Source organism: Allobosea sp. 01N443 (genome assembly GCF_056399325.1).
On sequence record NZ_JBFTRC010000148.1, the window covers coordinates 1 to 14,030 of the forward strand.

Annotated in this window: 12 protein-coding genes; 11 read left to right on the forward strand and 1 reads right to left on the reverse strand. The window is 67.1% G+C overall.

Going from position 1 to position 14,030, the window contains the following annotated elements:
- The 9 genes from AC1DRP_RS26800 to AC1DRP_RS26840 all read left to right on the forward strand — a co-directional run.
- The coding region (locus AC1DRP_RS26800) for an alpha/beta hydrolase (protein ID WP_476770038.1) at positions 1-676 on the forward strand (676 nt) is incomplete at its 5' end.
- Positions 677-870: 194 nt separating this feature from the next.
- Positions 871-1,578 (forward strand): GntR family transcriptional regulator, encoded by a 708-nt coding sequence (locus AC1DRP_RS26805; RefSeq protein WP_441488635.1) that lies wholly within the window; start codon positions 871-873, stop codon positions 1,576-1,578.
- Between the two features lie 123 nt (positions 1,579-1,701).
- Positions 1,702-2,664 (forward strand): dihydrodipicolinate synthase family protein, encoded by a 963-nt coding sequence (locus AC1DRP_RS26810; RefSeq protein ID WP_476770039.1) that lies wholly within the window; start codon positions 1,702-1,704, stop codon positions 2,662-2,664.
- Positions 2,665-2,751: 87 nt separating this feature from the next.
- A complete protein-coding gene (locus tag AC1DRP_RS26815) occupies positions 2,752-3,993 on the forward strand; it encodes an NAD(P)/FAD-dependent oxidoreductase (RefSeq protein WP_476770040.1) in 1,242 nt (413 codons plus the stop codon).
- A gap of 12 nt (positions 3,994-4,005) precedes the next feature.
- Positions 4,006-5,007: a 4-hydroxyproline epimerase gene (locus AC1DRP_RS26820; RefSeq protein ID WP_441488638.1), complete on the forward strand. Its 1,002-nt coding sequence runs from the start codon at positions 4,006-4,008 to the stop codon at positions 5,005-5,007.
- Positions 5,008-5,256: 249 nt separating this feature from the next.
- Positions 5,257-6,081 (forward strand): inositol monophosphatase family protein, encoded by an 825-nt coding sequence (locus AC1DRP_RS26825; RefSeq protein ID WP_476770041.1) that lies wholly within the window; start codon positions 5,257-5,259, stop codon positions 6,079-6,081.
- 57 nt (positions 6,082-6,138) lie between these two features.
- Entirely contained in the window at positions 6,139-7,197 is a 1,059-nt protein-coding gene (locus AC1DRP_RS26830) for an ABC transporter ATP-binding protein (protein ID WP_476770042.1), read from the forward strand.
- Positions 7,194-8,834 (forward strand): ABC transporter permease, encoded by a 1,641-nt coding sequence (locus tag AC1DRP_RS26835; RefSeq protein WP_476770043.1) that lies wholly within the window; start codon positions 7,194-7,196, stop codon positions 8,832-8,834. Before AC1DRP_RS26830 ends, AC1DRP_RS26835 begins: the two co-directional genes overlap by 4 nt.
- An 85-nt stretch (positions 8,835-8,919) precedes the next feature.
- A complete protein-coding gene (locus AC1DRP_RS26840) occupies positions 8,920-9,927 on the forward strand; it encodes an ABC transporter substrate-binding protein (protein WP_476770044.1) in 1,008 nt (335 codons plus the stop codon).
- Between the two features lie 93 nt (positions 9,928-10,020).
- On the opposite strand, the gene AC1DRP_RS26845 is transcribed toward AC1DRP_RS26840, so the two are convergent.
- Positions 10,021-10,653, reverse strand: coding sequence for a LysE family translocator (locus AC1DRP_RS26845; protein ID WP_476770045.1), 633 nt, complete (start codon positions 10,651-10,653; stop codon positions 10,021-10,023).
- A gap of 434 nt (positions 10,654-11,087) precedes the next feature.
- On the opposite strand from AC1DRP_RS26845, the gene AC1DRP_RS26850 reads away from it, so the two are divergent.
- Both AC1DRP_RS26850 and AC1DRP_RS26855 read left to right on the forward strand, forming a co-directional pair.
- Positions 11,088-12,197: an efflux RND transporter periplasmic adaptor subunit gene (locus tag AC1DRP_RS26850; RefSeq protein ID WP_441488644.1), complete on the forward strand. Its 1,110-nt coding sequence runs from the start codon at positions 11,088-11,090 to the stop codon at positions 12,195-12,197.
- Positions 12,198-12,213: 16 nt separating this feature from the next.
- A partial coding sequence (locus AC1DRP_RS26855; RefSeq protein ID WP_476770046.1) for an efflux RND transporter permease subunit occupies positions 12,214-14,030 on the forward strand: 1,817 nt, incomplete at its 3' end.

The window sequence follows — 14,030 nt, forward strand, 5'->3', positions numbered from 1 at the left end:
CAGGAACGTCGTCCTCGTCCATGGCGGCTTCGTCGACGGCTCGGGCTGGCAGGGCGTCTACAATATCCTCCGGAAAAAGGGCTACAGCGTCACCATCGTCCAGAACCCGACGACCTCGCTGGCCGACGATGTCGCCTTCACCAAGCGGGCGATCGCCCAGCAGGATGGCCCGGTCATCCTGGTCGGCCATTCCTATGGCGGCGTCGTCGTCAGCGAGGCCGGCACCGATCCGAAGGTCAAGGCGGTCGTCTACATCGCCGCCTTCGCGCCGGATCAGGGCGAGTCGGTCTCCTCGCTGATCGCCAACCCGCCTCCCGGCGCATCAGTCCCGCCGATCCTGCCGCCCGTCGACGGCTTCCTCGCCCTCGACAAGGCTAGGTTCGCCGCCGCCTTCGCCGCCGATGTCGATGCCGACACCGCCGCCCTGATGGCGGATTCGCAGGTGCCCTGGGGCGTCGCGGCGCTGGCCGGCGCGGTCACCAATCCGGCCTGGAAGATGAAGCCGAGCTTCTATCTCGTCGCCAGCGACGACCACATGATCCCGCCCCCGGCCCAGCACCAGATGGCCAAGCGCGCCGGATCAACCGTCGTCGAGACCAAGGGCAGCCATGCCGTCTATGTCTCGAAGCCGGCCGTCGTCGCCGAGATCATCGAGAAAGCCGCCAACGCGAAGTGACCGGACCAGGACGGTCGAGCCGATCCATCACCGTCGCCATCGATCTTCAGGGCGGGCCCAGAGCGGGCCCGCCCTTCCCGCTTTGGCTGTGCGTCAGGCGAGTTTCGTTTCGTTGCGTGCGCAAGGCGCCCCTCGAAGCGATTGATCCGCCTTGGCGCCGCCAGTATCCTTCTTGTCGACAAGAGGATCTGCCGATGAAGACGACGAAACAATCTGCCGCCGCTCCCGAGCGCAAGCGCGGCTCGGGCGTGAAGGTCGTCTATGATCTGCTGCGGGACGAGATCCTCGACCTCGTGCTGCCGCCGGGCAGCCCGATCGACGAAGTCCAGCTCGCCGAGCGATTCAAGATGTCGCGCACGCCCATTCGCGAGGCGCTGGTGCGGCTGGCGGGCGAAGGGCTGATCGACACGCTGCCCAACCGCTCGACGATGGTGTCGAACCTCGATTTCCTCAACATGTCGCCGTTCTTCGACGCCCTCGTGCTGATGTACCGGGTGACGACGCAGCTCGCGGCACAGCATCATCGCCCGCAGGATCTGGTCACCATCCGCGCCCGGCAGAAGGAATTCGCCGCCGCCGTGCAGGCGCAGGACGCGCTGGCGATGATCGCGACGAACGCGGCGTTTCATTCCGCCATCGCCGAGGCCGGCCGCAACCCGTATTTCAACAGCCTGTTCAGCCGCCTGCTCGATGAAGGGCGGCGCTTCCTCAGGCTCTACTATCAGTCCTACGAGGACCGGCTGCCTCAGCGTTTCGTCGAGGAGCATGAAGCGATGATCGCCGCGATCATCGCCCGGGACGTCGTCGCGGCCGAGCGCCTCGGCAAGGCGCATGCCGATCAGATCGTCCAGCAAATCCAGAAGCTTATGGTCGGCGACGAGCGCCTGGAGATTGCCCTTTAGGACGCTCGCCTAATTCTTGTCGACAAATAATATGCAAACAGATATATCAGAACGCAGAGACGAGCGTCGTCGCCCTTGCGGCGCTGCGAACTCCACCATTCGGCAAGCCAGAAGGAGATCGACATGAAGGCCAAGATTTTCTCCGGTGTGATCCCCGCGCTGATGACCCCGTGCAAGGCGGATCGAACCCCCGACTTCGATGCCCTGGTGCGCAAGGGCAAGGAGCTGATCGCTGAAGGCATGTCTGCGGTGGTCTATTGCGGCTCGATGGGAGATTGGYCGCTGCTGACCGATGCCCAGCGCATGGAAGGCGTCGAGCGCCTGGTGAAGGCCGGCATTCCGGTGATCGTCGGCACCGGCGCGGTCAACACCGCTTTAGCGGTGGCTCACGCGGCCCATGCGCAGAAGGTCGGCGCCCAGGGCTTGATGGTGATCCCGCGCGTCTTGTCCCGCGGCACCGTCCTCCTCGCCCAGAAGGCGCATTTCAAGGCGATCCTCTCGGCCGCGCCGGATCTGCCGGCGGTGATCTATAATAGCCCCTATTACGGCTTTGCGACGCGGGCCGACCTGTTCTTCGCCCTGCGGGCCGAGCACAAGAACCTCGTCGGCTTCAAGGAATTCGGCGGTCCGGCCGACATGCGCTATGCCGCCGAGACCATCACCAGCGGCGACGATGACGTCTCGCTGATGATCGGCGTCGATACCGCCGTCGTCCATGGCTATGTGAATTGCGGCGCGACGGGCGCGATCACCGGCATCGGCAATGTGCTGCCGAAGGAAGTGATCCATCTCTGCAAGCTCTCCCAGGCGGCGGCGGCCGGCGATGCCGAGGCGCGCCAGCGCGCGCTGGAGCTCGAGCAGGCTCTCGGCGTGCTCTCCTCCTTCGACGAGGGTCCCGATCTCGTGCTCTATTTCAAGCACATGATGGTGCTGAAGGGGGCCAAGGAATACACCCTGCACTTCAACGAGACGGATGCCTTGACCGCGAGCCAGCGCGGCTATGCCGAGGCGCAGCTCGCGCTCTTCGACAGCTGGTATGCGGCCTGGAACACGCTTCCCGGCGCCGTCCAGAAATATGCCGCCTGAGGGCGGGTTTAAGGTCGGGCGTGGCGGCGGAGCTTTCCGCCGCCACGCCGCGTCCGCTCGCCGATTGAGTCCCGCAGGTCTGAGCTGATGGCCGATCCCGATGTCATCGTCATAGGCGCCGGCGTCGTCGGCCTCTCCGTCGCGATCGCGGCGCAGGGGCGCGGCCTGTCGGTCATCGTGCTTGATCGCGAAGGACCGGCGGCCGGCGCGTCAGCCGGCAATGCCGGCGCCTTCGCCTTCACCGATATCCTGCCGCTCGCATCGCCCGGCATTCTCAAGAAGGCGCCGCGCTGGCTTGCCGACCCTTTGGGGCCGCTCTCGGTGCCGCCGCGCTATGCGCTGCAGATCGCCCCCTGGATGTATCGCTTCTGGCGAGCCTGCTCGCCCCGGAACGTGGAGCAGTCCACGGCGGCGCAGACGGCCCTGATGGACCTGTCGAAAGCCGAGCTCGAGCCGCTGCTGCAGGCCACCGGCACCAGCTTCATGCTGCGCAAGGAGGGCAACCTCCAGGTCTATGAGAGCGAAGCCGAGCTGAAGGCCTCGCTTCCCGGCTGGCAGGCGCGGGAAAGGCACGGCGTCGCATTTCGCCATCTCGATGCCGCTGACATGGCCGAGATCCAGCCCGGCCTTGCGCCGCGCTTCACGCATGGCACCTTCACGCCCGGCTGGTACTCGATTGCCGATCCCAAACTCTACACCCTGGCCCTCGCGGAGGCGTTCCGCAGCAAGGGCGGCGCGATCGAGCGTCTCGACGTCTCGGGCCTCACGCCACTCGGGGATACTGTCGCGATCCATTCGCGCGACGGCGGCACACGCCGCGCGCCGCAGGTCGTCATCGCAGCGGGCGCCTTCTCCCATCTGATCGCCCGCAGCCTCGCAGAGCACATCCCGCTCGAAACCGAGCGCGGCTACAACACCACCCTCCCCGCTGATGCCTTCGACCTGCGCACGCAAATCACTTTTGGCGGCCACGGCTTCGTTGCGACCCGGCTCTCGACCGGCATCCGCGTCGGTGGCGCCGTCGAGCTTGGCGGCCTGAAGCTGCCGCCGAATTTCGCCCGTTCGGACGCGATGCTGAAGAAGGCGCGCCTCTTCCTGCCCGGCCTGAAGCCCGAGGGCGGCGTGCAGTGGATGGGCTTTCGTCCCTCGCTGCCCGACAGCCTGCCGGCGATCGGGCGGGCGCGGGCCACGCCACGCGTGATCCACGCCTTCGGCCATGGCCATCTCGGCCTGACCCAGTCGGCAGGCACAGCCCGGATCGTCGCCGATCTCTTGACCGGGCGCGAGCCCGCGATCGACCTTGCCCCCTTTTCCCCGCAGCGCTTCTGAAGGGCCCGGACCATGGCCAGCTACACCTTCTCCTGCATCGACGGACATACCTGCGGCAATCCGGTCCGCCTCGTCTCGGGCGGCGGCCCGCGGCTGGAAGGGGCCGACATGCTGGAGAAGCGCGCGCATTTCCTGCGCGAGTTCGACTGGATCCGCACCGGCCTGATGTTCGAGCCGCGCGGGCACGACATGATGTCGGGCTCGATCCTCTATCCGCCGACCCGGCCCGATTGCGACGTCGCCGTGCTCTTCATCGAGACCTCCGGCTGCCTGCCGATGTGCGGCCACGGCACCATCGGCACGATCACCATGGGCATCGAGAACGGCCTGATCACCCCGCGCGAGCCGGGCAAGCTCTCGATCGACGCGCCCGCCGGCAAGGTCGACATCACCTATCGCCAGGAGGGCCGCTTCGTCGAGGAGGTGCGCCTGACCAATGTGCCGGGCTTCCTCGCCGCCGAAGGCCTGACGGCCGAGGTCGAAGGGCTCGGCGAGATCGTCGTCGATGTCGCCTATGGCGGCAATTTCTATGCGATCGTCGAGCCGCAGAAGAATTTTCGGGATATGGCCGACCATACCGCCGGCGAGCTCGTCGGCTGGTCGCCAAAACTGCGCGCCGCGCTCAATGCCAAATACGAGTTCGTCCATCCCGAGCATCCGCAGATCAGTGGCCTGAGCCATATCCAGTGGACGGGCAAGCCGACGAAGCCCGAAGCGCACGCGCGCAATGCCGTGTTCTACGGCGAGAAGGCGATCGACCGCTCGCCCTGCGGCACCGGCACCTCGGCGCGCATGGCGCAGCTCGCGGCCAAGGGCCGGCTCAAGGTCGGCGACGAGTTCGTGCATGAATCGATCATCGGCTCGCTGTTCAACGGCCGCGTCGAGGCGGCGACCACCGTCGCGGGCAAGCCGGCGATCGTCCCCTCCATCGCCGGCTGGGCCAGGATGACCGGCATCAACACGATCTTCATCGACGATCGCGACCCATTCGCCCACGGCTTCGTCGTCACATAGGCGACAGAACAGACGCGAGCGCGGCATCGGGTGAACGCCGCGCTGGCCGTGCGCTTGCTTCCCGGCTAACAAGTTTTCGCGGAGCGACGGCCCGCTGCGTCACGCTGGAGCGGCCGTTCCTGAGGGCGGCAGGCGCGGCCCTGCGGTTTTTCCGGGCATCGCTCCTCGTTCCATGCCCCGCACGGCGCCCGATTCCATAGTCGGCGAAGCAAAATACTTATTGTATTTTTCTTGTATCATGACATTCTGATGACATATCGAAGCGGTGGTGAGGCGGGGATGCGCTCCAAGGAAGAGGAAGACAGCTGGCTCGCCTTCGCCTGGCAATTGGCGCAGGAGAGCGGCAGCATCCTGCGGGAGGCTGCAACCGTCCGGCCCGATGTCGAGGTCAAGCCCGACCGCAGCTTCGTCACCGCGCTCGATGCGCGCATCGAACGGCGCCTGCGCGAGCGCATCGCCGACCGCTTTCCGAGCCATGGCATCATCGGCGAGGAGGAAGCCTCCGCGAATTCCGACGCCGATCTGGTCTGGGTGCTCGACCCGATCGACGGCACCGCCGCCTTCATTGCCGGCCTGCCGGTCTATGGCACGCTGATCGCGCTGATGCGCGAGGGCGAGCCGATCATCGGCATCATCGACCATCCCGTCACCGGCGACCGCTGGATCGGCGTCAAGGGCCGGCCGACCCTGCATAATGGCAGCCCCTGCCGCACCCGCGCCTGCGGCGCGCTGGATGAGGCCATTCTCTCCGCCAGCAATCCCGATTTCTTCGACGACGAGGAGCGCCCGGCGCTCGACGCCATGCGCGCGGCGACCGCCTGGCGCATCTGGGGCGGCGCCTGCATGAGCTTTGGCCTGCTGGCGAGCGGGCGGACCGATGCCGCCTTCGACACCAGGATGAAGCTCTGGGACTTCGCGCCCTTCCGCCCGATCATCGAGGGCGCCGGCGGCGTCGTCACCGACTGGGAAGGCCAGCCGCTCACCCAGAGCACGGGCAAGCGCATCATGGCGGCGGGCGATCCCGCGCGCCACCGCGAGATGCTGCGGCTCGTCGAGACCAGCATGAAACACTGAGCCAACCCGCTCCGAGACGGCGCCGATCCGCCGGAGTTCCAGCACCGAGGGGGAAACATGGGTATCGCGATCGAGAATCTGGCCGTCGCCTATGGCGGCCAGCGCATCATCGACGGGCTCGAACTGACGATCGAGCCAGGCTCGTTCTTCACCCTGCTCGGCCCCAGCGGCTGCGGCAAGACCACCCTGCTGCGCACCATTGCCGGTTTCGTCCCGGCCGAGCGCGGGCATCTGCGCTTCGGCGGCACCGAGGTGACGCATCTGCCGCCGCATAAGCGCGATATCGGCATGGTCTTCCAGGACTACGCACTGTTTCCCGACAAGACCGTCTTCGACAATGTCGCCTATGGCCTGCGTGCTCGCCGGCAGGCGGAAGGCGTGATCAAGTCCAAGGTCCAGGCCTCACTGGAGCGCGTCGGCCTCGGCCATCTCGGACAGCGCCATCCGGCCGCGCTGTCGGGCGGCCAGCGCCAGCGCGTCGCGCTGGCGCGTGCCCTCGTCATCCAGCCGCAGGTGCTGCTGATGGACGAGCCGCTCTCCAATCTCGATGCCAAGCTGCGCCTGCAGGTGCGCGAGACCATCGTCGAGCTGCAGCGCGAGGCGAAGATCACCACCGTCTTCGTCACCCATGACCGCGAAGAGGCGCTGGCCATGTCCGACCGCATCGGCGTGATGAACCAGGGCCGGCTCGAGCAGGTCGGCACCGCGGCCCAGATCTATCGCGAGCCCCGCACCAGCTATGTCGCGGACTTCGTCGGCGGCGCCAATCTGGTCGAGGTCGATACGCTGGCGCGCCAGGCCGGCGAGACCGGCCCGGTCGTGCTCGACGGCACGGCGATCGCGGCCCGTGCGCCAGCGGCGCTCGCGGCCGGCCGCGCGACGCTGGTGGCGCGGCCAGAAGACATCCTGCTCGCCGAGCCCGGCAGCGCCGGCACGCTGCCCGGGCGCATCGCGCATCGGCAATATCTCGGCGGCAAGACCAGCTACAAGGTCGTGCTCGACAGCGGGCGGATTCTGGCGGTCGATCTCCAGAGCGGCGCCCATGACCGTTTCGAGCCCGGCGCCAAGGTCGGCCTCGGCTTCGATCCCGCCCGGACGCTGGTGCTCGCATCATGAGCCGGCAGTTCCGCTCGGTCTGGTTCTGGTTCTCGGCGCTGGCGCTCGGGATCCTGGCCGTCTTCCTGCTCTATCCCCTGCTCAGGGTGCTGACCGGCAGCCTGGGCAGCGGCAGCCATAGCGGCTGGGCGCTGCTCGCGGCCGATCCGAAATATTTCGCCGCCATCCTCAACACGATCGTGCTCGGCGTCGCCGTCACCCTGACCACGACGCTGATCGGCGTGCCGCTCGCCTATTTCACGGCGCGCTTCGAATTCCCGGGCAAATCGATCGTCGCGGTCCTGCCGCTGATCACGCTGGTCATCCCCGAGGTCATCGCGGCCCAGACCTGGCTGATGATGCTCGGCAATAACGGCTTCATCACCCGCTATCTCGGCGCGCGCGGCATCGACATCCCGAGCTTCTACGGCTGGCCCGGCCTGATCACGGTGATGACCTTCACCTATTACACCTACATCTATATCGGCACGCTCGCCGCCATCCGCGGCTTCGACGTCCAGCTCGAGGAAGCCGCCCAGAGCCTCGGCACCTCGCCGGCGCGCTCGCGGCTGCGCGTGATGCTGCCCGTGGTCCTGCCCTCGGTTCTGGCGAGTTCGCTCCTCGTCTTCACCCTCGTCGTCGGCAATTTCGCGACCGCGACCATTCTGGGCAGCCGCGTGCCGCTGCTCTCGGTGCTGACCTACCAGGCGGCGGTCGCCGAGGGCGGCTCCGACCCGGTGATGCAGTCGACGCTGGCGACGGTCTCGATCGCGCTCGTGATGATCGTGCTCTTCGTGCAGCGCTGGGTCGTCTCGCGCGGCCGCCACGAGGTCACGCAAGGCCGCGGCGCCAGGGCCGAGCGGCTGCGCGGCCTGCCAGGCCTGTTCATCGGCCTGCTCGCCGGGCTGCTCGTCGTCGTCTCGCTGCTGCCGCTCGGCTCGATCGTGATCGGCGCCTTCACCGTCTCGCGCGGCCCGGTGATGCGCTGGGGCGAATGGACGACGGCCCATGTCGAGCGGCTGGTGCGGATCGCGCCCGATCCGGTGCTGAACACGCTGGCCTATTCGGCGGTTGCAACGGTGATCGGCATCACCTTCAGCGCGCTCGTCAGCTATCTCATCGTCAAGAAGCGCAATATCCTGACGCCGGCGCTGGACTATCTGACGGCGCTGCCGCTGGCGCTGTCGGGCACGATCATCGGCCTTGGCCTGGTGATGTCCTTCAACACCGGCTTCCTGCCGCTGACCGGGACGGCCAGCATCATCGTGCTCGCCTATGTCGTGCGCCGCCTGCCCTTCGGCATCCGCAACTCCTCCTCGACGCTCTACAATATCCCGAACTCGATCGAGGAGGCCTCGGTCAGCCTCGGCGTGCCGCCGGTCGCGACCTTCTTCAAGGTCGTGCTGCCGCTGATGCTGCCGGCGGTCGCCGCGGCCGCGGTGCTGACCTGGACGACCACCGTCGCCGAGCTCTCGGCCTCGATCATCGTCTATTCCGGCGGGCGCGAGACGATGCCGATCCAGATCTACAAGCTGATCGATTCCAACCTGATGGCCTCGGCCTCGGCCTATGGCCTCGTGCTGGTCGCGGTGATCCTGATCCCGATCATCGTCGCGACCCGCGTCTTCAAGATCGACCTGTTCTCGTCAAAGGCCTGAACGGATCCAGAAAACGACCAAGCCGGGCCGGCTCCGCCTCGCCGTCCGGACACAGCAAGGGGAAGGCGGGGAGAAAGGAACGACCATGACAAACCTGATCGACCGCCGCGCCGTCCTTGCCGGGCTCGCCGGCCTTGCGGCCGCACCGGCGCTACCGGCTCTCGCCCAGGGTGCTGCGGGCACCGTCGTGCTCTACACCTCGAACAATGCGCAGGCCGTGGACGCCGTGCTCGGCGTCGCCAAGGACAAGCAGGCAAAACTCAAGATCAGCACGATCACCGGCGGCTCAGGCCAGCTCCTGCGCCGGATCGAGGCTGAAGCCGCCAAGCCCCAGGCCGATCTGTTCTGGAGCTCGAGCGCCAATACGCTCGGCGCCTTCAAGCCGCTCTTCGAGCCCTATGCCTCGCCGGAAGCGGCCGCGATCCCGGCAGCCCTGCGCCAGCCGGAGAACCTCTGGACGGCCTCGAACGTCCATCTCGTCGTGGCCATGGTCAACAAGAACCAGCTCGGCGGCAAGCCGGCGCCAAAAACCTGGAAGGAGCTGCTCGACCCGGCCTTCAAGGGCAAGATCATCATCGCCGACCCCGCCAACAGCTCGACCGCCTATACGATCCTGTGGGGCGTCGAGAAGCTGCTCGGCCCCGATGGGCTGAAGGCGCTCGCCGCGAACCTGACGGTCTCCAGCGCCGCCTCGACCGTGCTGCGCAGCGTCGGCCAGGGCGAATACCCGATCGGCCTGACCTTCGAGTCGAACGCCTATGCCTATGTCGCCGGCGGTCAGCGCGAGATCTCGCTGGTCTACCCCAGCGAGGGCACGTTCAGCACGCCGGAATTCCAGGTGCTGATCAAGGGTGCGCCGGGCGGCGCCACGGCAAAGGCCGCCTATGACCTGATGCTCTCGAAGGAGGCCCAGATCGCCCTTCTGGAGAACGCCTTCCGCCGGCCGAGCCGCAGCGATATCGACGTCTCCAAACATGTCGAGCTGCCGGCCATGGACAGCGTCAAGGTCTTCGGCATCGACGAGGACGAGGCGGCCGCCAAGCGCGACGAATTCCTGAAGCGCTGGCAGTCCTTCGCCAGCGCCGCGAAGTAAGGGCGAAAGCTCCCCTCTCTTGAAAACGCCCGGCCACGGTTTCCGCGGCCGGGCGTTTTTTTTGCCTCGGGTTGTGTCACGCGCGCGGCGCGCTCAGTTCCTGGCCCCGAGCGCAAGGCGGCAGGCCAGCCCCGCGAACACGCCGGCGAGCAGATACTGGGGCAACCTGGGGAAGCGGAGCCGGCCGGCAACAAGGCTACGAAGCCGGGTGCCGAGCAGGATCACCGCGCCATTCACGAGGAAGCCGATGCCGTTGATGATCGTGGCCAGCACCAGCATCTGCGCCACCATCGAGCCGCCTTCAGGCGTCACGAATTGCGGAAACAGCGCCAGGACGAAGAGCGCCATTTTTGGATTGAGCAGGTTGGTCGCAAGGCCCTCCCCGAGGATCCGCCGCCCTGACAGCCGCTGCAGCGTCGCTGTCGGAGAAAACCCTGCTCCGTCCGCGCGCAAGGTCTTCCAGGCGAGATAGAGCAGATAGGCGCAGCCGGCCCAGCGCAGGATCTCATAGGCGATCGGCACGGTCAGGAAGAGCTGGGACAGCCCGAGCGCGGCAGCAAGCGCATGGCAATAGGTGCCGAGCGCGATGCCGGCATAGGTCAAAAACCCGGCGCTGCGCCCCTGGCTGATGCTGCGCGAGGCAATCAGCAGCATGTCGGGGCCGGGCGTGGCGGTGAGCACCACGGAAGCGGCGGCAAAGAGCATGAGGGTGGAGAGATCCGGCATTGCGATTTCCTTCGAAAGGAGCCGGAATTCCGCTCTACCAGGATTCGCTGGTCGGGCAAGGCGCCCTCCCCGGTGCGACCGGCGGCGCCAGCGGCAGATCGAACGCGCGCGGCGATTTCGGGCTCACCGTCAGCGCTCTCACGACCACGCTCGAGCTGACGCGCGGTGCGCGCTACGGCCCCTTTCAGCGAACACGGACACTTCACGGAGACCGCCCCCCGAACGCGGCGAGCGCCGGGGCGGCCCAGGCGGAAGGTCCCGCAGCGACGATAATCAAATGACAAAATACGTGTGACGAATATTGACATTCGTCACACGTTAGCCGATCATGCTTGCGCTACCGGTGTTTCCTGAAGGTGCGATCCGCGCGTCAAACCCGCGATCCAGACCTTCCGCAGCACCCCTGTCCGGCCTCACAACAGTTCGAGGGCGCCATGCGCGGATCACCACTGCTTTCCAACGTCTTTCGCGCCACATCCATTGTGGGGCTCGCCGCGGTGCTCGCCGGTTGCGGGCCTTCGGACGGCGCAGAGCGCGCCGAAACGCACGACCAGGCCCGCCCCGTCCTGGCTCCGGCCGTCGCCTTCGAGCCAAGGACCGGCGAGCGCAGCCTCGTCGGTGTCATTCGTGCCCGCGTCGAAAGCGATCTTGGCTTCCGCGTGCAGGGGAAGGTCGCCAAGCGGCTCGTGAATGTCGGGGACGTGGTCCGGGACGGCGACGTGCTCGCCACGCTCGACGAGGCCGATTTCGGGCTCCAGGTCGCACAGGCCGAGGCGGAGCGCGCGGCAGCGGCCGCAAGCCGGGCGCAGGCCGAGGCCGATTTCGATCGCGCCAGGTCGCTGATCAAGCAGGGGTGGACGACAGCCGCCACGCTCGACGCAAGGCGCGCCGCTTCGGAGGAGGCGCGGAGCCGCCTCGCCCGCGCTGAACGTGCGCTGGACCTCGCCAGGAACGCCTCGTCCTACGCCGTCCTGCGCGCCGACGCGAACGGTGTCATCACGGCGACCGCGGTCGAGCCCGGCCAGGTCGTCCAGCCGGGATACGCGGCGATCCGGCTTGCCCGCACAGCAGAAAAGGAGGCCGTCGTGGCGATCCCGGAGGCCTCGGTCGAACGCGCGCGACAGGCGAAGGCCGTCGTCACGCTCTGGTCGAACGCCGGGGTCCGCTATGGCGCGACCTTGCGTGAACTGTCGCCTGCCGCCGACGCCGCGACGCGGACCTATCTCGCGCGCTTCCCTGTCGCGGCAGCAGGCCCGGAAGTGCAACTCGGCATGACGGCGACCGTAACCCTGACCGATTCCGATCCCGAGCGCATCGTTCGCCTGCCGCTGACAGCGCTCGTCAACCAGGGCGCGGGGCCGTCGGTGTGGACCGTGCGCCCGGACGGAAAGCTCGCAGCCAAGCCGGTCACTGTCGCCGTCTACGAAGCGAAGGACGTGATCGTCTCTGCCGGGCTCGCGGAGGGCGACCGCGTGGTCCTGCTTGGCGCGCAGAAGCTTGACGCCGGCCTGACCGTTCGCGCCGTCGATCAATTCTCATTCTGAGAAGGCCCAGGACGCCATGAAAGAATTCAACCTTTCGCGCTGGGCTGTCGAGCACCGCGCCCTCGTCCTCTTCCTGATCATCGTGATCGCGATAGCGGGGACGTTGTCTTTCATGCGGCTCGGGCGTTCGGAGGATCCGAACTTCACGATCAAGGACGCCGTGCTGACGGCGGTGTGGCCAGGCGCCACTGCGCGCGAGATGCAGGACCAGGTCGCCGACCCCATCGAGAAGAAGCTGCAGGAGCTGGCCTATTTCGACAAGGTGCAGACCTATGTGAAGCCGTCCTTTGCGGCCATGCAGATCTCGTTCAAGGACAGCACTCCGCCGGCCGAGGTCGCGGGCCTGTTCTATCAGCTCCGCAAGAAGATGGACGATGTCCGGCCCTCCCTGCCGGCGGGCGTGATCGGCCCGAACGTCAATGACGAGTACGGCGATGTCGACTCGATCCTCACGATGCTGACGGGCGACGGCGCAGACTACGCTCAGCTCAAGAAGGTCGCCGACGCGTTGCGGCAACGGCTGCTCCGGGTTCCCGGCGTCGCGAAGGTGAACATCTACGGCGTCCAGCCGGAGCGCATCTATGTCGAGTTCAGCCATGCCAAGTTGGCGACGCTCGGCGTGGCGCCGCAGGCGCTCTTCGACTCGCTGGCCCGCCAGAACGACGTGACGCCCGCCGGGACCGTCGAGACGAACGCGCAACGCATTCCGCTTCGCGTCACCGGAGCGCTCGACGGCGTCAAGGCGGTGGCCGAAACGCCGGTCGATGCCGGAGGACGCACCTTCCGGCTCGGCGATATCGCAACCGTGACGCGCGGCTTCGTCGACCCACCGAGCTTTCTTGTCCGCCAACGCGGCGAACCCGCGCTCGGCGTGGGCGTCGTGATGGCGCGCGGCGCCAATATCCTGAATTTCGGCAAGGAGGTGGCCGCCGCGACGCGTGCGTTCCAGTCGGACGTGCCGCAGGGGGTCAAGTTCGAGCAGATTGCCGACCAGCCCGAGATCGTCGCGGAGTCGATCTTCGAGTTCGAGCGCTCCTTCGTCGAAGCGCTCGCCATCGTGCTCGGTGTCTCGTTCCTGTCGCTCGGCTGGCGCACGGGGATCGTGGTCGCACTTTCGGTGCCGCTGGTGCTCGCAGCCACCTTCGTCGTGATGTACATGCTCGGCATGGACCTGCACCGGATCACGCTCGGTGCGCTGATCATCGCGCTCGGGCTGCTGGTCGACGATGCCATCATCGCGGTCGAGATGATGGTGGTGAAGATGGAGCAGGGCTACGACCGCATCCAGGCCGCAGCCTTTGCCTGGCGATCGACCGCCTTCCCGATGCTGACCGGCACCGCCGTCACGGTCGCGGGCTTCCTGCCCGTCGGCTTCGCGAAATCGGGTGCGGGCGAGTATGCCGGCGGCATCTTCTGGGTCGTCGGGATCGCGCTCGCCCTGTCCTGGATCGTGGCGGTGGTCTTCACGCCCTATCTCGGGGTCCTGCTGCTGCCGTCGTCGCTGTCCAAGGGCGGCGCACACGGAGACCCCGGCGCGATCTACGATACCCGCCTGTACCGCGCCCTGCGCCGGGCGATCCAGATCTGCGTGCGTTGGCGGCTGACGACTGTCGTCGTCACGGTCGGCATCTTCGCCGCTGCTGTCGTCGGGTTCGGCTTCGTCCAGCAGCAATTCTTCCCGTTATCGGAGCGCAAGGAGCTCTTTCTCCAGCTCCGTCTTCCCGAGGGCTCGTCGATCGGAGCCACGTCCGGCGTCGTCGCCGAAGCCGAAAGGCTGATCGGTCAGACCGATCCCGACATCCAGACCTTCACGGCCTATGTCGGCCAAGGCTC